Annotated in this window: 17 protein-coding genes and 1 pseudogene; 11 read left to right on the top strand and 7 right to left on the bottom strand. The window is 58.1% G+C overall.

All coding sequences use genetic code 11. From position 1 onward, the window contains the following. Window positions 1–58 precede the first annotated feature (58 nt). Window positions 59–508 (bottom strand): DUF2919 domain-containing protein, encoded by a 450-nt coding sequence (locus V4835_RS06950; RefSeq protein WP_063143479.1) that lies wholly within the window; start codon window positions 506–508, stop codon window positions 59–61. Next, window positions 495–920: a GNAT family acetyltransferase gene (locus V4835_RS06945; protein ID WP_003861292.1), complete on the bottom strand. Its 426-nt coding sequence runs from the start codon at window positions 918–920 to the stop codon at window positions 495–497. Before V4835_RS06945 ends, V4835_RS06950 begins: the two co-directional genes overlap by 14 nt. Before the next feature lie 212 nt (window positions 921–1,132). Between V4835_RS06945 and amiA the strand changes: the two genes are divergently transcribed. Next, window positions 1,133–2,008 carry an N-acetylmuramoyl-L-alanine amidase AmiA gene (amiA, locus tag V4835_RS06940; RefSeq protein WP_023308739.1) on the top strand — a complete coding sequence of 292 codons (876 nt, stop codon included), beginning with the start codon at window positions 1,133–1,135 and terminating at the stop codon, window positions 2,006–2,008. Continuing rightward, complete coding sequence (gene hemF / locus V4835_RS06935) at window positions 2,008–2,907, top strand: oxygen-dependent coproporphyrinogen oxidase (RefSeq protein WP_029739984.1); 900 nt, start codon at window positions 2,008–2,010, stop codon at window positions 2,905–2,907. The genes amiA and hemF overlap by 1 nt, the downstream gene beginning before the upstream one ends. A 79-nt stretch (window positions 2,908–2,986) precedes the next feature. Here the strand turns inward: hemF and maeB are convergent, their stop codons facing one another. Then, window positions 2,987–5,266, bottom strand: coding sequence for an NADP-dependent oxaloacetate-decarboxylating malate dehydrogenase (gene maeB, locus V4835_RS06930; protein ID WP_331411665.1), 2,280 nt, complete (start codon window positions 5,264–5,266; stop codon window positions 2,987–2,989). 289 nt (window positions 5,267–5,555) lie between these two features. Between maeB and tal the strand changes: the two genes are divergently transcribed. Together tal and tkt are read left to right on the top strand one after the other, a co-directional pair. After that, window positions 5,556–6,506 (top strand): transaldolase, encoded by a 951-nt coding sequence (gene tal, locus V4835_RS06925; RefSeq protein ID WP_331411664.1) that lies wholly within the window; start codon window positions 5,556–5,558, stop codon window positions 6,504–6,506. 19 nt (window positions 6,507–6,525) lie between these two features. Then, window positions 6,526–8,514, top strand: coding sequence for a transketolase (gene tkt, locus V4835_RS06920; RefSeq protein ID WP_063143476.1), 1,989 nt, complete (start codon window positions 6,526–6,528; stop codon window positions 8,512–8,514). A 70-nt stretch (window positions 8,515–8,584) separates the two neighbouring features. On the opposite strand, the gene V4835_RS06915 is transcribed toward tkt, so the two are convergent. Continuing rightward, complete coding sequence (locus V4835_RS06915; RefSeq protein WP_331411663.1) at window positions 8,585–8,917, bottom strand: tRNA-binding protein; 333 nt, start codon at window positions 8,915–8,917, stop codon at window positions 8,585–8,587. Between the two features lie 137 nt (window positions 8,918–9,054). Between V4835_RS06915 and ebgR the strand changes: the two genes are divergently transcribed. The 6 genes and pseudogenes from ebgR to ygjK all read left to right on the top strand — a co-directional run bounded on the left by ebgR (window position 9,055) and on the right by ygjK (window position 18,665). Beyond that, on the top strand, window positions 9,055–10,038 hold the full coding sequence (ebgR, locus tag V4835_RS06910; RefSeq protein ID WP_331411662.1) for a transcriptional regulator EbgR: 984 nt from the start codon (window positions 9,055–9,057) through the stop codon (window positions 10,036–10,038). A 147-nt stretch (window positions 10,039–10,185) separates the two neighbouring features. Continuing rightward, complete coding sequence (gene ebgA / locus V4835_RS06905) at window positions 10,186–13,269, top strand: beta-galactosidase subunit alpha (protein WP_331411661.1); 3,084 nt, start codon at window positions 10,186–10,188, stop codon at window positions 13,267–13,269. Next, a complete protein-coding gene (locus V4835_RS06900; protein ID WP_063143472.1) occupies window positions 13,266–13,715 on the top strand; it encodes a beta-galactosidase subunit beta in 450 nt (149 codons plus the stop codon). Before ebgA ends, V4835_RS06900 begins: the two co-directional genes overlap by 4 nt. A 57-nt stretch (window positions 13,716–13,772) precedes the next feature. Beyond that, window positions 13,773–15,209: an amino acid permease gene (locus V4835_RS06895; protein ID WP_331411660.1), complete on the top strand. Its 1,437-nt coding sequence runs from the start codon at window positions 13,773–13,775 to the stop codon at window positions 15,207–15,209. A 38-nt stretch (window positions 15,210–15,247) separates the two neighbouring features. Continuing rightward, the gene (gene ygjJ, locus V4835_RS06890; RefSeq protein WP_331411658.1) at window positions 15,248–16,306 is read left to right on the top strand and encodes a protein YgjJ; all 1,059 of its coding nucleotides are present in this window, start codon (window positions 15,248–15,250) and stop codon (window positions 16,304–16,306) included. Between the two features lie 14 nt (window positions 16,307–16,320). Then, a pseudogene (ygjK, locus tag V4835_RS06885) lies at window positions 16,321–18,665 on the top strand (alpha-glucosidase). Between the two features lie 676 nt (window positions 18,666–19,341). Here the strand turns inward: ygjK and V4835_RS06880 are convergent. The 3 genes from V4835_RS06880 to aegA form a co-directional block, all read right to left on the bottom strand. Continuing rightward, complete coding sequence (locus V4835_RS06880) at window positions 19,342–20,385, bottom strand: DUF1176 domain-containing protein (protein WP_063143468.1); 1,044 nt, start codon at window positions 20,383–20,385, stop codon at window positions 19,342–19,344. Between the two features lie 110 nt (window positions 20,386–20,495). Further along, window positions 20,496–21,080 carry a GDP-mannose pyrophosphatase NudK gene (gene nudK, locus V4835_RS06875; RefSeq protein WP_331411657.1) on the bottom strand — a complete coding sequence of 195 codons (585 nt, stop codon included), beginning with the start codon at window positions 21,078–21,080 and terminating at the stop codon, window positions 20,496–20,498. Window positions 21,081–21,146: 66 nt separating this feature from the next. Continuing rightward, window positions 21,147–23,123, bottom strand: a complete 1,977-nt coding sequence (gene aegA / locus V4835_RS06870) for a formate-dependent uric acid utilization protein AegA (RefSeq protein ID WP_331411656.1) — start codon at window positions 23,121–23,123, stop codon at window positions 21,147–21,149. A 152-nt stretch (window positions 23,124–23,275) separates the two neighbouring features. Here aegA and narQ point away from each other — a divergent pair, with 152 nt between their 5' ends. Continuing rightward, window positions 23,276–24,970 (top strand): nitrate/nitrite two-component system sensor histidine kinase NarQ, encoded by a 1,695-nt coding sequence (gene narQ / locus V4835_RS06865; RefSeq protein ID WP_331411654.1) that lies wholly within the window; start codon window positions 23,276–23,278, stop codon window positions 24,968–24,970. Window positions 24,971–25,006: the final 36 nt, after the last annotated feature.

The following is a 25,006-nucleotide window of genomic DNA, read 5'->3' as shown; positions in this document are numbered from 1 at the left end:
CGTCCTTTCTTGTTAAATCAACGCTTGTTGGAGTGCGACATCGGCAAAAAGTGCCGGATTAATCATCCTGATGCGCAAAACAGGCGCGAAGACGCGGGTTGGTCAGCAGCCACAGCAGGGCCACAATATCGGCAACCACCAGCGCAACGCCGGTGCCCGTCAGCGGTTCACCGTACCACCAGAGTACCGGCTGCCAGAAGAGCAGCGCAACCTGGGCGAGGATCAGCAGCCAGCGAAGCGCGCGCCAAAAACGGGGGATCGCCTGCCGTCGTCCGCTGCATAAAAAAGCGACCACCGCCGGTACGCCCGGCAGCAAGCCGAGCCAGAAGGCATCGTGATCGGGATAAAAGAGATTCAGCAGCGTGTCGCCCTGCCCGCGCGACGCCCCGGCCATTACAAACAGCACCCAGGTCCGGGCCTGCAGCAGCAGAACGCACCAGAATAAAAAGGGCAGCCTGACGCGGCCCTGCGCGTCATAGTCAGCCGGATGGATCTCAGTACTCTTCATCTTCAATCAAACGCTTGCCCAGAGTCAGCACGTCAGCGTGTTCATAGCCCAGACGCTCATACATGCCCAGCACCACGTCGTTATCTTCCCGCACCATGATCTGGATTTTCGGGCAGCCGCGGGCGATAAGCTTCTTCTCGAGACGATTAAGCAGCGCATTGGCGATGCCGCGGGCACGGTATTCCGGGTGGACGCCCAGATAATAGGCCGACCCGCGGTGGCCGTCGTAACCGCCCATTACCGTCCCCACGACCTCGCCATTGACTTCCGCGACCAGAAACAGGCTGACGTCGTGATTCACCTTACGTTCGATATCCATTTCCGGATCGTTCCACGGACGCAGCAGATCGCAGCGCTCCCAAAGGGTGATCACCTCTTCGAAATCTTCCTGGCGAAAAACGCGTATCTCCATGGTATTAACCGCCTTTTCAGGTTTAAAAACAGTGATTATGGCGTGAACCACGCCTTTAGCCAATAACCGGGGAAAATCTCGCCAAAATTTGGCATAATGTCACTTTGTCACGTATTGAAATGAAAAGTAAAACAATTCTCAATATGGACTGTCGTAACGGGAAACACGATACGATATAACACCAGGACCCCTTTTTTTAGTATTCAGGCCGCATGAGCACATTCAAACCATTAAAAGCACTCACATCGCGTCGTCAGGTTCTCAAAGCGGGGCTGGCGGCCTTAACGTTAACGGGCATCGCAAAGCAGGCTCAGGCGAAAGACGAGAGCACGCTCAAAACCAGTAACGGACACAGCAAACCGAAAACCAAAAAGCCGGGCGCGAAGCGTCTGGTGATGCTCGACCCGGGACACGGCGGTATTGATACCGGCGCCATCGGCAAAAACGGGTCGAAAGAAAAACATGTCGTGCTGGCAATTGCAAAAAATGTGCGCGCAATTTTACGTAGTAACGGCATTGACGCCCGTCTGACGCGCTCTGGCGATACCTTTATTCCGCTGTATGACCGCGTAGAGATCGCCCACCAGCACGGTGCGGATCTGTTTATGTCGATCCACGCCGACGGCTTTACCAACCCTTCTGCGGCGGGCGCCTCGGTGTTTGCGCTTTCCAACCGTGGCGCCAGTAGCGCCATGGCAAAATACCTCTCCGACCGCGAAAACCGGGCGGATGAAGTCGCCGGGAAGAAAGCCACCGACAAAGATCATCTGCTACAGCAGGTGCTGTTCGACCTCGTGCAAACCGATACGATCAAAAACAGCCTGACGCTCGGCTCGCATATTCTGAAGAAGATTAAGCCGGTGCATCGTCTGCACAGCAAAGGCACCGAGCAGGCGGCGTTTGTGGTTCTGAAATCACCGTCCATCCCGTCCGTGCTGGTGGAAACCTCCTTCATTACCAACCCGGAAGAAGAGCGACTCCTCGGCACCACGGCGTTTCGTCAGAAGATCGCCAACGCCATCGCTTCCGGCATTATCAGTTACTTCAACTGGTTCGATAACCAAAAAGCGCACTCCAGGAAACGTTGATGAAACCCGATGCTCAACTGGTAAAAACCTTCCTGCTGCAGCTGCAGGATGAGATCTGCCAGAAACTGGCCGCCGCAGACGGCGGTGAATTTCAGGAAGATAACTGGCAGCGCGAGGCCGGGGGCGGCGGGCGCAGCCGCGTGCTGCGAAACGGCGGCATATTCGAACAGGCGGGCGTGAATTTTTCCCACGTACACGGCGACGCCATGCCCGCGTCTGCGACGGCTCATCGTCCTGAACTGGCGGGCCGCAGCTTCGAGGCGATGGGCGTCTCGCTGGTGGTGCATCCGCACAACCCGTTTGTGCCCACCAGCCACGCCAACGTGCGCTTTTTCATTGCGGAAAAACCGGGCGCCGACCCGGTCTGGTGGTTCGGCGGCGGTTTCGACTTAACGCCCTACTACGGCTTCGAAGAGGATGCCGTGCACTGGCACACCACCGCTCGGGACCTCTGCCTGCCGTTTGGCGAAGACGTCTACCCGAAATTTAAAAAGTGGTGCGACGACTACTTTTACCTGAAGCACCGCGACGAGCAGCGCGGCATCGGCGGGCTGTTCTTTGACGATCTCAACACGCCTGATTTTGATACCGCATTCAGCTTTATGCGCGCGGTGGGCGAAGGCTATACCGACGCGTATCTGCCCATCGTCGAACGCCGTAAAAACACCGACTACGGCGTGCGCGAGCGTGAGTTCCAGCTTTACCGCCGCGGGCGCTACGTGGAGTTCAACCTGGTGTGGGATCGCGGGACGCTGTTCGGCCTGCAGACCGGCGGGCGCACGGAGTCGATTCTGATGTCGATGCCGCCGCTGGTGCGCTGGGAATACTGCTACGAACCAAAAGAAGGCAGCCCGGAGGCTGCCTTGCGTGAGTTTATTCAGGTTCGGGACTGGGTGTAACTGCCGGATGGCGCTGCGCTTATCCGGCCTACTCAACCTGTAGGTCGGGTAAGCGAACGCGCCACCCGACACCACCCGCTTACAGAGGCTGCGTCTGCGCCTCAACCACCGCCAGCGCCACCATGTTAACGATACGACGCACGGAGGCAATCGGCGTTAACACATGTACCGGTTTCGCCACGCCCATCAGTACCGGTCCTACGGTCACCCCTTCAGAGCTGGAGACGCGCAGCAGGTTATAGCTGATACGCGCCGCTTCCACGTTCGGCATAATCAGTATGTTGGCCGATCCCTTGAGCGGGCTGTCCGGCATACGTTCGTTACGGATGCTCTCCACCAGCGCGGCATCGCCGTGCATTTCCCCGTCAATCATCAGCTCCGGCGCACGCTTGCGCACCAGCTCCAGCGTCTGACGCATTTTGCAGGCCGCCGCGGATTTAGACGAACCAAAGTTAGAGTGCGACAGCAGCGCCACCTTCGGCTCAATACCAAAGCGACGCACGGTCTCGGCGGCCATCACGGTGATCTCCGCCAGCTCGTCCGGGGTCGGATCGTTGTTAACGTAGGTGTCAGCAATAAAGGTGTTGCCGCTCGGCAGCAGCAGCGCGTTCATCGCCCCGGCGGTATGAACGCCGTCGCGATAGCCGAAGATCTCCTGCACCACGCTAAAGTGCTCGTGGTAATCGCCGATAGTGCCGCAGATCAGCGCATCCGCTTCGCCGCGATGGACCATGATCGCGCCGATCACCGTCGTATTGCTGATGACGGCTTTCTGCGCCTGCTCCTGGGTGATCCCCCGGCGCTTCATGATCGCGTAGTATTCGCTCCAGTACTCTTTGAAGCGCGGATCGGATTCGTTGTTAACGATCTCGAAGTCGACGCCCGGCTTGATCTGCAGGCCCAGCTTCTGGATACGCATCTCAATCACGCTCGGACGACCAATCAGGATCGGTTTCGCCAGGCCTAAGGTGATCAGCTCCTGGGTGGCGTGCAGCACGCGCGCCTCTTCCCCTTCCGCCAGCACGACGCGCTTCGCGTCGGCGCGCGCCTGGGAGAAGATCGGCTTCATGAACAGGTTGGTTTTATAGACAAACTCGGTGAGCTTATCGACGTAAGCGTCGAAATCGTGAATCGGACGCGTCGCCACGCCGGAGTCCATCGCCGCTTTGGCCACCGCTGGGGCAATTTTGACAATCAGACGCGGGTCGAACGGTTTTGGAATGATGTAGTCCGGTCCGAAGCTCAGATCCTGATCGCCGTACGCAGACGCGACCACTTCGCTCTGCTCGGCGTGCGCCAGCTCCGCGATGGCGTGAACGGCGGCAAGCTTCATCTCTTCGTTGATCGCCGTTGCGCCAACGTCCAGCGCGCCGCGGAAGATGAACGGGAAGCAGAGCACGTTGTTGACCTGGTTCGGGTAGTCAGAACGACCGGTACAGATAATGGCGTCTTCACGCACCGCTTTCGCCAGCGGCGGCAGGATTTCCGGCTCAGGGTTCGCCAGGGCCAGGATCATCGGCGCGCGCGCCATCTTCTTCACCATCTCCTGGGTCAGCACTTTCGGACCCGAGCAGCCGAGGAAGATATCCGCGCCGTCTATCACGTCGTCCAGGGTGCGTTTACCGTCGTCGTCCACCGCATACGCCGCTTTGGTTTCCGCCATGTTCGGCTCGCGGTCTTTATAGATAACGCCTTTGGAGTCGCAGACCACAATGTTGTGTTTCTGCATACCCAGCGCCACCAGCAGGTTCATACAGGCGATGGCCGCCGCGCCAGCGCCAGACACCACCATGCGCACGTCGGAGAGATTTTTCTCAACCACGCGCAGGCCGTTCAGAATCGCGGCGGTGCTGATAATCGCGGTCCCGTGCTGGTCATCGTGGAACACGGGAATGTTCATACGCTCGCGCAGCTTCTGCTCGATATAGAAACATTCCGGCGCTTTGATGTCTTCCAGGTTAATCCCGCCGAAGGTCGGCTCCAGCGCGGCCACCACGTTGATGAATTTGTCAGGATCGAGTTCATCCACCTCGATATCGAACACGTCGATACCGGCGAATTTCTTGAACAGTACCCCCTTCCCTTCCATCACCGGCTTGCCGGCCAGCGCGCCGATATTGCCCAGCCCCAGCACCGCCGTGCCGTTAGAGATCACGGCGACGAGATTGCCACGCGCGGTGTATTTGTAGGCCGCCAGCGGGTCTTTTTCGATTTCCAGACACGGCGCAGCGACGCCCGGCGAATAGGCCAGCGCCAGATCGCGCTGGGTTGCCAGCGGCTTGGTTGGGGAGACCTGGATTTTCCCCGGGACAGGAAACTCGTGAAAATCGAGGGCACTCTGTTTCAACTGCTCATCCATCTTATTTTTCCTTTCACGTATCGGTCAAAAGGGTGACGTAAGCGATCCTGATGCACACCCTGGTGTGCCGCCTAGTATCGCCTCAGGCCGCCTCCTAAACTTTGAAGGCTGCCAAACTCTCACCATCACACATTAAAAATTGTTATCAATTTATAACAGCCATGTTACCCGTCTCAAAAGCAATGCCTCCCCCGTCTGCTATGCTTTTTTGTTAAGTCCATCATGATTTTTCCAGAAGTGTGAACTAACGCACTCATCTAACTCTTTTATTTCCAAGGAGTAATCTTTTATGAACCAGCTAGACGGCATCAAAAAATTCACCACCGTGGTTGCAGACAGCGGCGATATCGAGTCGATTCGCCACTATCAGCCGGAGGATGCGACCACCAACCCTTCGCTACTGCTCAAAGCGGCAGGGCTTGCCCATTTTAGTCATCTGATTGATGACGCCATTGCCTACGGTAAACAGCGCGGGAAAACGCAGGAGCAGCAGGTCGCCGAAGCCAGCGACAAGCTGGCGGTTAATTTTGGTGCGGAAATTCTTAAAAGCATCCCGGGGCGCGTTTCAACCGAAGTCGACGCGCGCCTCTCGTTCGATACAGAAAAGAGCATTAATAAGGCGCGTCGTCTGGTGGAACTCTACCAGGAGCAGGGGATCGATAAATCACGCATCCTGATTAAGCTCGCCTCCACCTGGGAAGGCATCCGCGCGGCAGAGGTACTGGAAAAAGAGGGTATCCACTGCAACCTGACGCTGCTGTTCTCGTTTGCCCAGGCGCGCGCCTGCGCTGAAGCGGGCGTGTTCCTCGTCTCGCCGTTTGTCGGGCGCATCTACGACTGGTATCAGGCGAAACAGCCGATGGATCCGTACGTAGTGGATGAGGATCCGGGCGTGAAATCGGTCCGTAATATCTACGACTATTACAAACAGCACCGCTACGAAACCATCGTGATGGGGGCCAGCTTCCGCCGTACCGAGCAGATCCTCGCCCTGGCGGGCTGCGACCGCCTGACCATCTCCCCTAACCTGCTCCAGGAGCTACAGGACAAAGAAGAAACGGTGATCCGCAAGCTGGTGCCGACCTCCACCGTTCTGCCAAAACCGAAAGCCATGACAGAGGCGGAGTTCCGCTGGGAGCACAATCAGGACGCCATGGCCGTGGAAAAACTGGCGGAAGGTATCCGCCTGTTCGCCGTCGACCAGCGCAAACTTGAAGATCTTCTCGCCGCCAAACTTTAACCTTGCCACGGAGTGAACTATGTCCCGTAAAGAGCTAGCCAATGCCATTCGCGCCCTCAGCATGGATGCCGTGCAGAAAGCCAATTCCGGCCACCCCGGCGCGCCAATGGGCATGGCTGATATTGCCGAAGTGCTGTGGAACGACTTTCTGAAGCACAACCCCAATGACCCCACCTGGTACGATCGCGACCGCTTTATTCTTTCCAACGGTCACGCCTCAATGCTGCTCTACAGCCTGCTGCACCTTTCCGGCTACGATCTGCCGCTCGAGGAGCTGAAAAACTTCCGCCAGCTGCACTCCAAAACGCCGGGTCACCCGGAGATTGGCTATACGCCAGGGGTGGAAACCACCACCGGGCCGCTCGGTCAGGGGCTGGCCAATGCGGTTGGGCTGGCGATTGCCGAACGCACGCTGGCGGCGCAGTTTAACCAGCCGGATCACGAGATTGTCGACCACTACACCTACGTGTTTATGGGTGACGGCTGCCTGATGGAGGGGATCTCCCACGAGGTCTGCTCCCTGGCGGGCACGCTGGGGCTCGGCAAGCTGATCGGCTTCTACGATCACAACGGCATCTCCATTGACGGGGAGACCGAAGGCTGGTTTACCGACGACACGGCAAAACGCTTCGAAGCCTACCACTGGCACGTGGTGCATGAGATCGACGGTCACGACCCTGAGGCGGTGAAAAAAGCAATTCAGGAAGCGCAGAGCGTGAAGGACAAACCGTCCCTGATTATCTGCCGCACGGTGATCGGCTTCGGCTCGCCGAACAAGGCGGGCAAAGAAGAGGCGCACGGCGCGGCGCTGGGTGACGAGGAAGTGGCGCTGACCCGGCAGAAGCTGGGCTGGAAATACCCACCGTTTGAGATCCCGAAAGAGATCTACAGAGCCTGGGATGCCCGTGAAGACGGTGAGAAAGCCCAGCACGCCTGGAACGATAAGTTTGCCGCCTACAAAAAAGCGCATCCGGAGCTGGCCGCCGAGTTTTCACGGCGCATGAGCGGCGGTCTGCCGGAAGACTGGGACGATAAAACCCAGGCGCTGATTGAAAACCTGCAGTCCAACCCGGCGAAAATCGCCACCCGTAAGGCGTCGCAAAATACCCTGAACGCAATCGGCCCTATTCTGCCCGAACTGCTCGGCGGCTCGGCCGACCTGGCGCCAAGCAACCTGACGATCTGGTCCGGCTCGAAATCGCTCAAAGAGGACATCGCCGGGAACTACATCCACTACGGCGTGCGCGAGTTCGGCATGACCGCCATTGCCAACGGCATCGCCCATCACGGTGGGTTTGTGCCGTACACCGCCACCTTCCTGATGTTCGTCGAGTACGCCCGTAACGCGGCGCGCATGGCGGCGCTGATGAAGGCGCGACAGATTATGGTTTATACCCATGACTCCATCGGGCTGGGGGAAGACGGGCCCACGCACCAGGCGGTTGAACAGCTGGCGAGCCTGCGCCTGACGCCAAACTTCAGCACCTGGCGTCCGTGCGATCAGGTCGAAGCGGCGGTGGGCTGGAAGCTGGCGGTGGAACGCCACAATGGCCCAACGGCATTAATTCTGTCACGCCAGAACCTGGCGCAGATTGAGCGTACCCCGGAGCAGGTGAAAAACATCGCTCGCGGCGGCTACATCCTGAAAGACAGCGGCGGCAAGCCGGACGTGATCCTGATTGCCACCGGTTCCGAGGTGGAAATCACGGTGAAAGCGGCGGAGAAACTGACCGCCGAAGGACACGCGGTGCGCGTGGTTTCCCTGCCCTCAACGGATATCTTTGACGCCCAGGACGAGGCGTACCGGGAATCGGTCCTGCCGTCCAGCGTCGCGGCTCGCGTGGCGGTGGAAGCCGGTATTGCCGACTACTGGTACAAGTATGTCGGGCTCAAAGGGGCGATTGTCGGCATGCGGGGGTACGGTGAGTCCGCCCCTGCCGATAAGCTGTTCCCGTACTTCGGCTTTACCGTTGAGAACGTGGTGGAGAAGGCGCTGAGCGTTATCTAGTGCGGCCTGCGTGCCCGGTGGCGCTACGCTTACCGGGCCTACAACAATCGGGTGGCTTTGCCACCCTTTTTTATACCACCCGCACGCCCGCGGCCATCGCCCGCTCCGGCGTTAACAACACGCTTTCGCTGGCGTCATCGGTTTCCGCGCAAAGCAACATGCATTCGGACGTTTCGCCGCGCATCTTTGCTTTCGCCAGATTACACAGCACCACCACCGTTTTTCCCATTAGCTCCTCTTCCCGGTAATACGGCACCAGGCTGGTGACGGTTTGCAGCGTTTTTCCGCCCACATCAATCTGCGCGATATAGAGTTTATCTGCGTTAGCGTGGCGCTTAACGTCCACGATCGTCCCCACACGCATCTCCAGCTTTGCAAAGTCATCGTAAGCTATCGTGTCCATGCTCTCTCCTTAGTAAAATTTTACTAAATACTAGCACGCTATTTGCCGGACGCAATGGGCATGATATTTAGTAAAAACTGATGCATGTCCTGGCCCATCCTTTACAATGGGTTATCACGTGGGGAATAAGGACAAACATGGCTACGCTCAAAGACATCGCGACGGAGGCTGGCGTTTCGCTGGCGACGGTATCCCGGGTTTTAAACGATGACCCAACGTTGAACGTAAAAGAAGAGACCAAACACCGCATTCTGGAGATTGCGGAAAAGCTGGAATATAAGAGCACAACGTCCCGCAAACTGCAGTCTGCCGCGGTGGGTCAGCAACACATTCTGGCACTCTACAGCTACCAGCAAGAGCTGGAGATTAACGACCCTTACTACCTTGCCATCCGCCACGGCATTGAGACGCAGTGTGAGAAACTAGGCGTCGAACTGAGCAACTGTTACGCCAATGCCACCCTGCCGGAGAGTAAAAAACTGACCGGCGTACTGATTGTGGGCAAACCTTCACCAGCAACTCGCCGTAGCGCAATGGCCCTGACGGACAACGTCTGTTTTATCGACTTTCACGAACCCGGCAGCGCGTTCGATTCCGTCGACATTGACCTCTCGCGCATCAGCAAGCAGATCGTTGATTTCTTTATTGATCAGGGCGTTAAGCGCATTGGCTTTATCGGCGGGGAAGATGAACCCGGCAAAGCCGATATCCGCGAAGCCGCTTTTGTCGAGTATGGCCGTTTGAAAGGGGTGGTGTCTGAACAGGATATCTGGCGCGGCGGTTTTTCCAGCTCGTCCGGATACGAACTGGCGAAAACCATGCTGGCACAGACAAGCTGGCCAACCGCCCTGTTTGTGGCCTCTGATTCGATAGCCATCGGCGTCTTGCGCGCTATCCATGAAAAAGGGCTGGCTATCCCGGAGGACATTTCGCTCATTAGCGTGAACGATATCCCGACCGCCCGCTTCACCTTCCCGCCGCTCTCTACCGTACGCATCCACTCTGAAATGATGGGCAGCCAGGGGGTTAACCTGCTGCTGGAAAAATCCCGCGATGGCCGGGCGCTGCCGCTGCAGGTCTTCGTGCCGAGCGTGCTGAAACTCCGCGGCACCACCCGCTAATCCCCCTCGTTTGACACATCGCCGGGCATGCCCGGCTTTTTTTTTATTTCGTGATCGAGTTAAAGCAAATCAATTTTACTGATTTTATTTAGTAAAATATTTACTAAAATCCTCAGCAATGATGTTTTACCCCTACAGGGAGATCGCATGAATCGCTGGGAAAATATTCAACTCACGCATGAGAACCGGCTTCCGCCGCGTGCGTACTTCTTCTCATACGACACCGTCGCGCAGGCTCGCACCTTTGCCCGCGAAGCCAGCAGCCACTTTCTGTCTCTGAGCGGTAAGTGGAACTTTCGCTTTTTCACCAACCCGCTTCTGGTGCCGGAAAACTTCACCTCTGAGTACATGGCCGACTGGGGCGACATAACCGTCCCCGCCATGTGGCAGATGGAAGGCCACGGCCAGCTGCAGTACACCGACGAAGGCTTTCCCTTCCCGGTCGACGTCCCCTGGGTGCCTGCGGATAACCCAACCGGAGCGTATCAGCGCTACTTCACGCTTTCGGACGGCTGGCAGGGCAAGCAGACCCTCATCAAGTTTGACGGCGTCGAAACCTATTTCGAAGTCTACGTGAATGGTCACTACATTGGCTTTAGCAAGGGCAGCCGGCTGACCGCCGAGTTTGATATCAGCCACACGGTGCATGGCGGGCAAAACCTGCTGTGCGTGCGGGTGATGCAGTGGGCGGATTCTACCTACATTGAGGATCAGGACATGTGGTGGACGGCCGGTATTTTCCGCGACGTCTATCTGATCGGCAAAAATCCCACTCACGTGCGCGACGTCACGATCAAAACCACCTTTGACGAAGCTTACAAAAACGCCACTCTCTTCTGTCAGCTTGAGCTGGAAAACCTGGCCCCGCACGCATCAGCCGTGTCGCTGGAGTATGCCCTGTATGATGGCGACGCAGCGATCCATCAGGGCACAACCGACAGCCTGACCGTGACCCGCAGCGCGGAAACCGCCTTCAGCATTGAGGTCAAACAGCCTCAGCAGTGGTATGCGGAATCCCCCTCTCTCTACCATCTGGTAATAACGCTAAAAGATGCGAACGGGCAGACGCTGGAGGTTATCCCGCAGCGTGTTGGTTTTCGCGACATCAGGGTGCGCGACGGTCTGTTCTACATCAACAATCGCTACCTGAAGCTGCACGGCGTAAACCGTCACGACAACGATCACCAGAAAGGCCGCGCCGTGGGCATGGATCGGGTCGAGCGCGACCTGATCCTGATGAAGCAGCACAACATCAATTCGGTGCGCACCGCCCACTACCCCAACGATCCACGCTTCTACGAGCTGTGCGACATCTACGGCCTGTTCGTGATGGCGGAGACGGATGTGGAATCTCACGGCTTTGCCAACGTCGGCGATCTGAGCCGCATCACGGACGATCCGCTGTGGGAACATGTCTACGTTGAACGCATCGAACGCCATATTCACGCGCAGAAAAACCATCCTTCAATCATCATCTGGTCGCTTGGCAACGAGTCCGGCTACGGCTGCAATATCCGCGCCATGGCGCGGGCCGCAAAGGCGCTGGACGACACGCGCCTGCTGCATTACGAAGAAGATCGCGACGCTGAGGTGGTGGATATCATCTCGACCATGTACACCCGCGTGCCGCTGATGAACCTGTTCGGCGAGTATCCCCACGCCAAACCGCGCATCATCTGCGAATACGCCCACGCGATGGGCAACGGTCCCGGCGGTCTGAGCGAGTATCAAAACGTCTTCGATCGCCACGACTGCATTCAGGGCCACTACGTCTGGGAGTGGTGCGACCACGGTATTCAGGCGGCAGATGCCAGCGGCAATACGTATTACGCCTACGGCGGCGACTTTGGTGACTACCCGAACAACTACAACTTCTGCCTCGACGGGCTGATCTACTCCGACCAAACGCCGGGTCCGGGCCTGCGCGAATATAAGCAGGTAATTGCCCCGGTCAAGCTGCGCTGGCAGAACGGCGAGCTGCACGTTGAAAATCGCTTCTGGTTCACCAGCCTGGACGATTACACCCTGCTCGTTGAGGTGCGTGCCGAAGGTGAAACCCTGTACAGCCAGCCGCTGACAATGACCGGGCTGGCCCCCAACAGCACCCGCAGCGTGAGCCTGAACCTGCCCGAACTCGACGAGCGCGAAGCGTTCCTGACCGTGCGCATCAGCAAAAACAGCCGCACCCGCTATAGCGAGGCGGGGCACGAGATTGCGGTGTATCAGTTCCCGCTAAAAGCGCGCACGGCTCACGCGACGCCGTTTATTAACGCCAACGCCACGCCGCTGCTGCTGGAAGAGGACCGCCTGAACTGTACCGTGACCGGACATAACTTCCGCGCAAGCTTCTCAAAAGTGACGGGAAAACTCAGCGCCTGGCAGGTTAACGGTGAAGATAAGATTACCCGCGAACCGAAGATTAATTTCTTCAAGCCGATGATTGATAACCACAAGCAGGAATATGAGGGGCTATGGCAACCCAACCACCTGCAGATTATGCAGGAGCATCTGCGCGGTTTTGAGATCGAGCAGCAGGACGATGCGATCGTCATTACGACCCGCACGCTGATTGCTCCGCCAGTGTTTGATTTTGGTATGCGCTGCACCTACCGCTGGCGCATTGCCGCCGACGGGCAAATTAACGTTGAGCTAAGCGGCGAACGCTACGGCGATTACCCGCACATTATCCCGTGCATCGGCTTCACCCTCGGCATCAACGGCGAATTCGACCAGGTGAGCTACTACGGACGCGGCCCCGGAGAGAACTACCCGGACAGCCAGCAGGCCAGCACCATAGACCAATGGCACACCACCGTGGACGAGATGTTCGAAAACTACCCGTTCCCGCAGAACAACGGCAACCGCCAGCAGGTGCGCTGGGCAACGCTCGCAAACCGTCACGGCAGCGGTCTTCTGGTGGTGCCTGAACAACCCATCCATTTCAGCGCCTGGCACTACACGGCAGAGAACATCCACGCCGCGCAGCACTGCAACGAACTGCGCCGCAGCGATGACATCACCCTCAATCTCGATCATCAGGTACTGGGCTTAGGCTCCAACTCCTGGGGAAGCGAAGTGCTGGACACCTGGCGCGTCTGGTTCAGGCCGTTCCGCTACGGCTTCACCCTGCTCCCGCTGGAAGGCGGACAAACTAGCGCGCAGGCACTGGTACACCATCGGTTCGGCACCGGTTTCTTCTCCATGAATTCGCACAGCGAGGCAGAAAAATGATCGTTCTCGACAGCCTGGAACAGTTCCAGCAGCGTTATCGCACGGGCCGTAAATGGCAGCGCTGCACAGAAGCCATTAATAACATCGACAACATCCAGCCCGGCGTTGCCCACTCGATTGGCGACTCTCTGGCCTATCGCGTGACCCAGGATGCCAGCACCGACGCGCTGTTCGTCGGCCATCGCCGCTATTTCGAGGTCCATTACTACCTGCAGGGCGCGCAGAAAATTGAGTACGCCGCAAAAGACGCCCTTCAGCTTGTGGAGTGCTACCGGGATGAAACCGACCGCGAGTACCTAAAAGGCGTGGGCCATACCGAACTCATCCATGAGGGGCAAATCGTCATTTGCGAGAATCACGAGGCCTATCGCTTTATCAGCGAAACGCCGGCTAAAAAAGTCGTCCTCTATGTGACCATCGAAGATGGCTATTTCCATAACAAATAAAAATTCAGCGGTGCCAATGAAGCACCGCGAAATCCTCCTCGTACCCGGAGAAACATTATGTCTGAAACGATCAAACGTAATACCATCGGTAAATTCGGCCTGCTGTCGCTGACGTTTGCCGCCGTATTTAGTTTTAACAACGTTATCAATAACAATATCGAACTGGGCCTCGCCTCGGCGCCGATGTTCTTTTTAGCCACCCTGTTCTACTTCATTCCTTTCTGCTTAATCATCGCAGAGTTTGTCTCCCTGAATAAAAACTCCGAAGCCGGGGTGTACGCCTGGGTGAAAAGCTCGCTGGGCGGGCGCTGGGCGTTTATTACCGCCTACACCTACTGGTTCGTAAATCTGTTCTTCTTTACCTCGTTATTACCCCGCGTCATCGCCTACGCCTCTTACGCCTTTTTGGGCTATGAGTACATTCTTACGCCGTTTGCCACCACAGTCCTGAGCATGGTGCTGTTCGCTTTCTCAACCTGGGTGTCCACCAACGGGGCGAAAATGCTGGGGCCGATCACGTCTGTGACCTCAACGCTGATGCTGCTGCTGACCCTCTCCTATATTCTGCTGGCCGGTGCGGCGCTGATGGGCGGCGTGCAGCCAGCCGACCCGATTACCGTTGACGCGATGATCCCGAACTTTAACTGGGCGTTTCTTGGCATCACCACCTGGATATTTATGGCCGCCGGGGGCGCAGAGTCCGTTGCGGTATACGTTAACGACGTGAAGGGCGGGTCAAAATCCTTCGTCAGGGTGATCATTCTGGCGGGGATTTTCATCGGCGTGCTCTACTCCATCTCCTCGGTGCTGATTAACGTCTTTATCAGCAGCAAAGAGCTGAAGTTCACCGGCGGTTCGGTACAGGTGTTCCACGGCCTGGCGGTATGGTTTGGCCTGCCGGAAGTGCTGATGAACCGCTTTGTCGGCCTGGTCTCCTTTACCGCGATGTTCGGTTCCCTGCTGATGTGGACGGCGACCCCGGTCAAAATCTTCTTCTCTGAAATCCCGAGCGGCATCTTTGGGCCAAAAACCGTGGCGCTGAATGAGAACGGCGTACCGGCGCGCGCGGCGTGGATCCAGTATTTGATCGTCATTCCGTTAATGATTATCCCAACCATGGGATCGAACACCGCGCAGGAGCTGATGAATACCGTCATCAACATGACCGCGGCCGCGTCTATGTTACCGCCGCTGTTTATCATGCTGGCATACCTCAATCTGCGTCGTAAGCTCGACCATCTCCCGCGCGATTTCAAAATGGGCTCACGCACTACCGGGATGGTGGTGGTGTCGATGCTGATTGTGATTTTTGCCATCGGCTTTGTGGCCTCAACCTTCCCCACCGGTGCCAATATTCTGACGATTATTTTCTATAACGTCGGTGGCATTGTGTTATTCCTCGGATTTGCCTGGTGGAAATACAGCAAATACGTCCGGGGATTATCAAAAGAACAACAACAAATAGAAGCGTCACCTGCCTCAAATATTAATTAACACTTAAGGCATGGATATTCTCTCATTGGGATGAGTGCATGAAAATTAAAGAGAAAACGATTGGGGCACTCGCTGCCCTCTCTTTCTGCTGCCCTGCAATTGCCGCAGAAGAAATCAGACCCGCTGAACATGACGATACCCGAACCCCGGAAATCACCTCTCCGTCGTTTCGTTTTTATGGCGAGCTGGGGGTTGGCGGATATATGGATTTAGAAGGCCAGAATAAGCATAAATACAGTGACGGCACCTACATTGAGGGCGGTCTGGAGATGAAGCACGGGCACTGGTTCGGCCTGATTTACGGCGAGGGCTGGACCGTACAGGCTGACCATCAGGGGAACGCCTGGGTGCCCGACCACAGCTGGGGCGGGTTTGAAGGTGGGCTTAACCGCTTTTACGGCGGCTACAAAACTGACGGCAATACCGAAATCATGCTCAGCCTGCGTCAGGACTCCTCCCTCGATGACCTGCAGTGGTGGGGGGATTTCACGCCCGATCTGGGATATGTGATCCCCAATACCCGCGACATTATGTACGCGCTCAAGGTACAGAACCGCTCCGGGAACCTGCGCTACAGCGTCACCGCCACGCCTGCGGGGCACCATGACGAGAGCAAAGCCTGGCTGCATTTTGGCAAATACGATCGCTATGACGATAAGTATACCTATCCGGCGATGGCCAACGGCTATATCCAGTATGACATCGTCAAAGACGTCACCTGGATGAACGGCCTTGAGGTCACCGACGGGACAGGCCAACTCTTCCTGACCGGCATTCTGTCGCCCAACCTGGCGGCGCGCGCCTGGCATCACACCGGACGCGCCAGCGGCAGGGACGTCTCCGGCACAGAGACCGGGTATATGGTCAGCGCCATGGTTGAAGCGTTAAAAGGCGTCTATCTCTCCACCGCCTACAGCTACGCAAAGCATCGCCCGGACAATGCCGCCGATGAAACGACCTCGTTTATGCAGTTCGGTATCTGGTACGAGTACGGCGGTGGCCGTTTTGCTACCGCGGCCGACAGCCGCTTCTACATGAAAAATGCCTCCGGCGTCCCGAGCGACCAGGTCTTCCTGATGCAATATTTCTACTGGTAAAAGGATCTTCCATCATGAAACTCAGCCTTACACCGCTGGCCTGCGCGCTGGCACTCAGCTTTTCGGCTCACGCCACCACCCCAGCTGATTTTAAAAACGTCATCAACCGCACCGGTGCACCGGCGTTTATGCACGATTTCGACGCTGACGACCACCAGCGTTTCAATCCCTTTTTCGATTTGGGTGCCTGGCATGGGCATTTGCTGCCGGACGGGCCGCAGACCCAGGGAGGATTTCCCGGCGTAGCGCTGCTCACCGAAGAGTATATTAACTTTATGGCGACCAATTTCGATCGCCTGAGCGTGTATCAGAACGGCAAAAAGTCGATTTTACCCTTGAGGCATACAGCCTGCCCGGCGCGCTGGTGCAGAAGCTGAGCGCAAAAGATGTGCAGATAGTAATGACGCTGCGCTTTGCCACCGCGCGCACCTCGCTGCTGGAAACCCGCATCATCAGCAAGTCACCGCTCGACCTGGTGTGGGACGGCGAACTGCTGGAAAAGCTGGAGGCTAAAGAGGGCAAACCGCTGTCGAATAAGACCATCGACGGCGCGTATCCGGATTACCAGCGCAGGCTGGTTCCCGCGCGTGACGGCCTGAAGGTGACCTTTGGCAAAGTGCGCTCCACCTGGGATCTGCTGACCTCCGGCAGCTCCGAATACCAGGTGCATAAATCCCTCCCCGTTGACACCACCGTCGACGGGCACCGCTTTACCAGCCGGGCGCACGTTACCGGCAGCACCACGCTGTATACCACCTACTCCCATCTGCTGAATGCCGATGAGGTAAAGCGCGAGCAGGTGCAGATCCGCGATATTCTGGCGCGCCCGGCCGCTTATATGACGGCCTCGCAGCGGCGCTGGGAAGGCTATTTGCAGAAAGGGCTAACCAACCCTGATGCGACGCCAGAGCAAACCCGCGTGGCGGTGAAGGCCATCGAAACGCTGAACGGCAACTGGCGCTCGCCGGGGGGCGCGGTGCGCTATAACACGGTGACGCCATCCGTCACCGGACGTTGGTTCTCCGGCAACCAGACATGGCCGTGGGATACCTGGAAACAGGCGTTTGCCATGTCGCATTTCAACCCGGAAATCGCCAAAGAGAACATTCGTGCGGTCTTTTCCTGGCAAATCAAACCCGACGATCCGGTGCGCCCCCAGGATGCGGGCTTTGTGCCGGACCTCATCGCCTGGAACCTGAGCCCGGAACGCGGCGGCGACGGCGGCAACTGGAATGAACGTAATACCAAACCGAGCCTGGCGGCGTGGTCGGTGATGGAGGTGTACAACACCACGCAGGATAAGGCCTGGCTGGCGGAAATGTATCCTAAACTGGTGGCCTACCACGACTGGTGGCTGCGCAACCGCGACCACAACGGCAACGGCGTGCCGGAGTACGGCGCGACGCGCGACAAGGCCCATAATACCGCCAGCGGCGACATGCTCTTCACGGTGAAAAGAGGCGACAAAGAAGAATCCCTCTCCGGGCTGAAGAATTACGCAAGGGTCATCGACAAAGGCCATTACGACAGTCTGGAGATCCCGGCGCAGGTGGCGGCCTCGTGGGAATCAGGGCGCGATGACGCCGCCGTCTTCGGTTTTATCGATCAATCCCAGCTGGATAAATACATCGAAAACGGCGGTAAACGCAGCGACTGGACGGTGAAGTTTGCCGAAAACCGCGACAAAGAGGGCAAGCTGTTGGGCTACTCGCTGCTGCAGGAGTCCGTCGACCAGGCGAGCTATATGTACAGCGACAATCACTATCTGGCACAGATGGCGAGCCTGCTGGGTAAAGAGCAGGAGGCCAGCCGCTACCGTCAGCTGGCGGATAGGCTCGCGAGCTACATCAATACCTGCATGTTCGACGCAAAGAGCGGTTTTTACTATGACATACGTATCGAGGATAAACCGCTGGCGAACGGCTGTGCGGGCAAACCTATCGTCGAGCGCGGTAAAGGACCGGAAGGCTGGTCGCCGCTGTTTAACGGTGCGGCAACGCAGGAGCATGCGGATGCCGTGGTGAAGGTGATGCTGGATCCGAAAGAGTTCAACACGTACGTGCCGCTCGGGACTGCCGCGCTAACCAACCCGGCATTTGGTCCGGATATCTACTGGCGCGGCCGGGTCTGGGTCGACCAGTTCTGGTTTGGCCTGAAAGGGATGGAACGCTATGGCTACCGGGAACAGGCGCAAACGCTGGCAGAAAGCTTCTTTAAGCACGCAAAGGGGTTAACGTCCGACGGCCCGATTCAGGAAAACTACAACCCGCTGACCGGGGCACAGCAAGGCGCGCCTAATTTCTCGTGGAGCGCGGCGCATCTTTACATGCTGTATAACGATTTTTTCCGTAAACAGTAACCAGAGTGCGGTCTGCTTTGCCGGGTGGCGCTATCGCTTACCCGGCCTACGGTTCGAGCTTTTGCAGACCGCAGGATCCGTAGGCCGGGTAAGGCGAAGCCGCCACCCGGCACATTGTCACAGAACGCAGGATTCGCAGGCCGGGTAAGGCGTAGCCGCCACCCGGCACATTGTCACAGGCCGCAGGATTCGTAGGCCGGGTAAGGCGAAGCCGCCACCCGGCACATTGTCACAGACCGCAGGATTCGCAGGCCGGGTAAGGCCAAGCCGCCACCCGACACATTGTCACAGGCCGCAGGATTCGCAGGCCGGGTAAGGCAAAGCCGCCACCCGGCACATTGTCACAGGCCGCAGGATTCGTAGGCCGGGTAAGGCGAAGCCGCCACCCGACACATTGTCACAGGCCGCAGGATTCGCAGGCCGGGTAAGGCAAAGCCGCCACCCGGCACATTGCCACAGACCGCAGGATTCGTAGGCCGGGTAAGGCGAAGCCGCCACCCGGCACATTGTCACAGACCGCAGGATTCGCAGGCCGGGTAAGGCCAAGCCGCCACCCGGCACATTGTCGTAGGCCGCAGGATTCGTAGGCCGGGTAAGGCGTAGCCGCCACCCGGCACATTGTCACAGGCCGCAGGATTCGTAGGCCGGGTAAGGCGTAGCCGCCACCCGGAAAAAGCTACCGCGTGATCCACAGCGTGGGCCAGGCATCTGGCCCGTTCCAGCTGTCGCAGCTGGGCTCCTCGGCGTAGCGCACCAGGCGGAAACGCTGGCCGTCAAAACGCCAGCGCGTCTGGATCCCGCAATCGCCCAAACCGCGTCCCAGCGCGAGCGTGGTCAGCTCGCGCGTCTTCTCATCGAAGCTGGCGTTCATCAACTCCATTTCACTGCCGTCGCTTGACGGCGTAAACGGAAGACGCAGCCTGACGCTGCGCGCGGTGAACGGTTTTTTACGTGAAACCAGCCACGCGAGGTCGACCGTGTTATAGGCCCCCGCCTCGCAGCTGACAATCAGTAGCGCTTTGTCATCGGTTAACGCGGTGACGCGCACTTCCCGGCGGTTAGGATCCAGAGAGCACTGGCTGCTGTTCATCCGTCCGGTGCCATAGTCCAGCAGGTCGTTCAGTTCGGCGTGGGAGAGTGGCGTCGGGGTCGGGTTGACGACCGCCACCTTTTTTAAGGCGGGTGCAGGTGGAACGCTTAGCGGCGGATCGTCACCTTTCTTGATCCACGCGGTTTCGCTGCCGACGCGCTTTTGCTGCGCATCAATAAACAGCAGCGCGGCTTTCAGACCGCTCAGTGAAATAATCTGCTTACCGCCGCGCAGGGTCAGGGCCTTCCCTTCCTGGATGTTTTTCAGAAAGGCGGTAATGGTGGCCGCATCGTCCGTTTTCAGATGCCAGGGCGTGAGCTGCCAGCGCTGTTTGTCCAGCGTAAGGGGAACATTATCCAGCAGCAGCCGGGGGGCAATCTCTGGCTCTTTGACGGAGGGCGTATCAAGACCGCCGAGATCGATACGCAGCGTGGCATCCGTTTTCGCCCCGGCGCTTCGGGTGAGCGTCATGACCAGACCGCGGTGCTCACCCGTGTTGCGCGCAAGGCAAAAGTTCTGGTTGTTACAGGTCACCTGCCAGTCAGAGAAGGCTTGCTGCGCGGGTGCAGCCCGCACCTGCGGCGCGAGGAGCACACAAAACAGGTAAAACAAAAAGACGCTGTAGCGCATGAATGGCACAATCCCGGAACGAAAACGCTTAACTGGGCAGTATCTTCGTGTTCCCGCCGGGGTTGCTCAATCGGATTTGTCAGATATACCTGAAAAACATACTACATCCATTAGAAAGCAGAGTTCATTAACCCGGTTGTCTGTAAATACTGCAGTAATATCACCGCTTTACCATCCCTGATTTCCCCTGAACGCATCATCTCCAGTGCCCGGGAAAAAGGAAGCTCCAGCACTTCGATATCTTCATCCTCAACGCCACCGCCCCGGTGGGTGCGCTGCGCGTCGCTGTACTCTGCAATGAAGAAATGGACGAGCTCCGTCACGCCGCCCGGTGACATAAACAGCTCAAAGACCTTTTTGACCTCGCCCACTTCGAAGCCGGTTTCTTCTACGGCCTCTTTGCGGATACAGACTTCCGGCTCATCATCATCGAGCAGGCCCGCGCAGGTTTCAATCAGACGTCCGTCGGGGTTGCCATTGACCCATGTCGCCACCCTGAACTGACGGATCAGCACCACGCTCTGCTTTTCACGGTTATAGAGCAGAATGGTTGCTCCGTTGCCGCGGTCGTAGACCTCGCGCTTGTGGCGAATCACTTCACCGTTGTTACGCGTAAGATCGTAGGTGATGTTACGCAGGACAAAGTAGTTTTCAGAGAGAATTTTGTCTTTGATAACGTTAATTTTCAGGGTCATACGGGCTCCACGACACAATGAGTCGTCCTATACTACGCCGTGAATCCCGCTTTGTCGCCCGTCGGTTTAATGATGTTTTGGCGCGTTAACCCCCAGCCAGTCAAGTATCCCTTGTGCCGCATGACGCCCTTCCGCCATTGCGGTCACCACCAGATCCGCGCCGCGTACCGCATCGCCCCCGGCGAAGATCTGTGGGTTGGTCGTCTGGTAACGGTAACGGCTCTCGACGGAGGCAACGATCCGTCCCCAGTCATCCGTTTCGACACCCTGCGCCTGCAGCCACGGCATCGCGTGCGGGTTAAAACCAAACGCCATGATGACCGCATCCGCGGCCATCACGAACTCGCTGCCCGCCACGGGAACGGGCCGACGCCGTCCCTGCGCATCCGGCTCTCCAAGCTCGGTACGCAGCATCCGGATACCGTTGACCTTTCCGTCAGGATCCAGCGTCAGCTCAACCGGCTGGACGTTAAATTCAAACGCCGCGCCCTCTTCTCTGGCGTTCTTCACCTCTTTCTTCGAGCCCGGCATGTTGGCCTCATCCCGACGATAGGCGCAGGTCACCTTCGCCGCACCGTGGCGTAACGCGGTGCGGACGCAGTCCATCGCGGTATCGCCCCCGCCAAGCACCACCACGTTTAAACCCTGGGTGTCGATGAACGGTTCGCTGGCCGTCGCCGCCAGCCCCATAACGTGCCGCGTGTTGCCCACCAGGAAAGGCAGCGCGTCATAGACCCCCGGCGCGTCTTCATGCGGGATACCCGCCTTCATCGAGCGGTAGGTTCCCACGCCAATAAACAGGGCGTCGTAATCATTCTTTAACTGCGACATCGACACGTCCTGCCCCACCTCGCAGTTCAGTTCGAAGCCGATCCCCATCGCAGTAAATATCTCTCTGCGCCGCGCGAGCAGCGATTTGTCCAGCTTGAATGCCGGGATGCCAAAGGTCAGCAATCCGCCAATTTCCGGATGCCGGTCATAGACCGTCACGCTCACGCCGCTGCGCACCAGCACGTCGGCGCACGCCAGCCCGGCAGGTCCCGCGCCGACGATCGCGACGCGTTTACCCGACGGCGTGACGGCGGACATATCCGGCCGCCAGCCCATCGCCAGCGCCCGATCGGAGATATAGCGCTCGATGTTACCGATGGTCACGGATCCCGCCTCTTCACGTATTGTGCAGGCACCTTCGCATAATCGGTCCTGCGGACAGACGCGGCCGGTAATTTCAGGTAAACAGTTGGTCTGATGAGAAAGCTCGACCGCGCCGGCGATATCCCCCGCGTTGAGGCGCTCAATCCACTGCGGGATGTGGTTATGCAGCGGGCAGGTCCATTCGCAAATGCTGTGCTCGCCGCATTTCAGGCAGCGCGATGCCTCGCGGGCGGCCTGCCCGTCCCGGAACGGCAGGTAAATTTCGTTAAAATGGCCCACGCGCTCTGCGGCAGCGAGTTTGTCGGGCTCGCCGCGTGGCGCCGTCGCCTGCATCTGCTGCAGTTTGGTGCGCGGAGCGGCTTCTCCGACGACCTCCGCATGCCAGGGCTGCGCCTCCAGGCAGGCCGTGCGCTGTCGGCGCGACTTCGCCAGATTATCAAGGACAGCAGGCGTCGCCAGTGAGAGGACATCTGCCGGGCAATTTTCGATACAGGCCGGGCCGCGTGGCCGCGTCAGACAGAGATCGCATTTGTTGGCCGAGGCCTTCACGCTGCCGTTGTCGAGCGGGGTGACGATAATCTCCATCGTGCCAAACGGGCAGGCCACCACGCAGGCCTTACAGCCGATGCATTTTTGTTGATTCACCTGTACGCTGTCATCGCATTTACTGATGGCGCCGTTCGGGCAGCTTTGCGCGCAGGGTGCATTTTCACAGTGATGGCAGGTGACGGGGCGTCGCTTGTCGCCGGATCTCAGGACCGTAATACGGGGATGAAAATGGCGCTCGCTCAGGACGTGCTGCTCATCGTTGTGCGCTATCACGCAGGCCACTTCGCAGGCGCGACACCCAATGCACTGCTGGCTGTTAGCCATAATAAAACGATTCATAACCACACCTGTTTTTGGTTCAATAACCTTATTCTTTGTATGAATATGGTATTTACGCATCACGTCGCGATCGGGCAATGTTCAAATGCCCAGGATGCCCAATTATTTACAGTGAACCTGTGGCAGATCAATTTTATTCAGAGAGCCGTTCTGTGACCGTTAAACGACCCGTTTCCGGAAGCCTTGCCTGGGCTTTCTTTTCGATCATTGTCTTATCCGTGCTGACCAGCACCGTCGCCCTGCTGACGCTTGCCAGCAGCCAGCGTGACGCCGAAGCCATTAATATCGCGGGTTCGCTGCGCATGCAGAGCTATCGTCTGGGCTACGAGATGCAGCGCAACAGCCCTTCCCTTGCGGCGCATCGCGACAGCTGGCAACAGACGCTGAGCGCGCCTGCCCTGCAGAAGCTGAACCGCTGGTACGTCCCGGACAATGTAAAAGCGCGCTACCAGCAGCTGCACGTGGCCTGGCTGGAGATGGATGCGCACATCGCCCGCGGCGACAGTGCGTGGTATCAAACCCACATTGAGGATTTTGTTGGCCGCATTGATGCCTTTGTGCTCGCCCTCCAGCACTACACCGAACATAAAATTCAGACGGTGACCCTGCTCTCTCTGGCGGGCGCTCTCGGGATCCTGCTGCTGACGCTGTTTACCCTGCGACGCATTCGTCGCCGGGTGGTGCTGCCGCTGAACAATCTGGTGGCGGCCAGCGAACGGATTGAGCGCGGGGAATTTGCAACCCCGGCGCCGGATACCGCCCTGCCGAACGAGCTGGGCCAACTCTCCCGCGCCTTTAACCACATGTCCGCCGAATTAGATACGCTCTATCGTTCGCTTGAGGCCTCGGTCGCGGAAAAGACGCGGCATTTGCATGAAGCCCACCAGCAGCTCGACATGCTGTTCAAGTGCTCTCAGGCGCTGAATACCGGCCAGATAGACAGCCACTGCTTCCGGCATATCCTGCAGATTGTCCATGACTATACGCAGATGAATTATCTGGAACTGCGCACCAGCGACGACTGGCGGCTGTGCGAAGGGGCGGAGTCTGAGGGCATCCCTCTGCAAAACCTGCCGGTACTGATGCAGGACACCCTTTACGGCGAGCTGCGCTGGCAAAGCGAGACGGACAGCGTCCCCCTCCCGCTGATGAGAAGCGTGGCGACCATGCTCGGGCGCGGGCTGTACTTTAACCAGGCGCAAAAGCATTACCAGCAGCTGCTGCTGATGGAAGAGCGCGCCACCATTGCCCGCGAGCTGCACGATTCGCTGGCGCAGGTGCTATCGTATCTGCGCATTCAGCTGGCGCTGCTCAAACGCGCCGTGCCGGAGGACAATACCCCTGCGCAGACCATCATCACCGACTTCTCCCGCGAGCTGAACAATGCCTGGCAGCAGCTTCGCGAGCTGCTCACCACCTTCCGCCTGACGCTGAACCACGCGAACTTGCCCGCTGCGCTTCAGGAGTCCCTCGACGTCCTGCAGAGCCAGACGCAGGCGAAGCTGCATCTCGACTGCCGTCTCTCCTCGCTGGCGCTGGACGCGCAAAAGCAGGTGCATCTGTTGCAGATCGTGCGTGAGGCCGTGTTGAACGCCATTAAGCACGCACAGGCCAGCGAGATCACCGTAAGCTGCGTGACCGCAGCGGACGGTACGCACAGCGTCAGCATTCGTGACAACGGCATCGGGATTGGCGAAGCCAGCGAGCCGCCGGGACACTACGGGCTGAACATTATGCGCGAACGCGCGCAACGGCTCGGCGGATTGCTGCACTTTTCGCAGCCGCAAAACGGCGGCACGCTGGTCAGCGTGACGTTCCCGGCGCCCGCGCCGTTAACGGGTAAATAACGGTAAAGAGGGAAGCGCAGGGAAAAGCGCATGATA

Source organism: Enterobacter cloacae complex sp. CARB60 (genome assembly GCF_036487345.1).
Taxonomy (GTDB): Bacteria; Pseudomonadota; Gammaproteobacteria; order Enterobacterales; family Enterobacteriaceae; genus Enterobacter; species Enterobacter asburiae_D.
The sequence above is the reverse complement of the archived record's forward strand: the minus strand, read 5'-3'. Positions and strand labels throughout refer to the sequence as shown.

Coding starts and splice junctions, on each gene's coding strand:
- V4835_RS06950 (WP_063143479.1), bottom strand. CDS start 508: ATGAAGAGTACTGAGATCCATCCGGCTGACTATGACGCGCAGGGCCGC.
- V4835_RS06915 (WP_331411663.1), bottom strand. CDS start 8,917: ATGGACACGATAGCTTACGATGACTTTGCAAAGCTGGAGATGCGTGTG.
- maeB (WP_331411665.1), bottom strand. CDS start 5,266: ATGGATGAGCAGTTGAAACAGAGTGCCCTCGATTTTCACGAGTTTCCT.
- V4835_RS06900 (WP_063143472.1), top strand. CDS start 13,266: ATGATCGTTCTCGACAGCCTGGAACAGTTCCAGCAGCGTTATCGCACG.
- aegA (WP_331411656.1), bottom strand. CDS start 23,123: ATGAATCGTTTTATTATGGCTAACAGCCAGCAGTGCATTGGGTGTCGC.
- ygjJ (WP_331411658.1), top strand. CDS start 15,248: ATGAAAATTAAAGAGAAAACGATTGGGGCACTCGCTGCCCTCTCTTTC.
- tal (WP_331411664.1), top strand. CDS start 5,556: ATGAACCAGCTAGACGGCATCAAAAAATTCACCACCGTGGTTGCAGAC.
- V4835_RS06945 (WP_003861292.1), bottom strand. CDS start 920: ATGGAGATACGCGTTTTTCGCCAGGAAGATTTCGAAGAGGTGATCACC.
- ebgR (WP_331411662.1), top strand. CDS start 9,055: ATGGCTACGCTCAAAGACATCGCGACGGAGGCTGGCGTTTCGCTGGCG.
- nudK (WP_331411657.1), bottom strand. CDS start 21,080: ATGACCCTGAAAATTAACGTTATCAAAGACAAAATTCTCTCTGAAAAC.
- tkt (WP_063143476.1), top strand. CDS start 6,526: ATGTCCCGTAAAGAGCTAGCCAATGCCATTCGCGCCCTCAGCATGGAT.
- hemF (WP_029739984.1), top strand. CDS start 2,008: ATGAAACCCGATGCTCAACTGGTAAAAACCTTCCTGCTGCAGCTGCAG.
- V4835_RS06895 (WP_331411660.1), top strand. CDS start 13,773: ATGTCTGAAACGATCAAACGTAATACCATCGGTAAATTCGGCCTGCTG.
- ebgA (WP_331411661.1), top strand. CDS start 10,186: ATGAATCGCTGGGAAAATATTCAACTCACGCATGAGAACCGGCTTCCG.
- amiA (WP_023308739.1), top strand. CDS start 1,133: ATGAGCACATTCAAACCATTAAAAGCACTCACATCGCGTCGTCAGGTT.
- V4835_RS06880 (WP_063143468.1), bottom strand. CDS start 20,385: ATGCGCTACAGCGTCTTTTTGTTTTACCTGTTTTGTGTGCTCCTCGCG.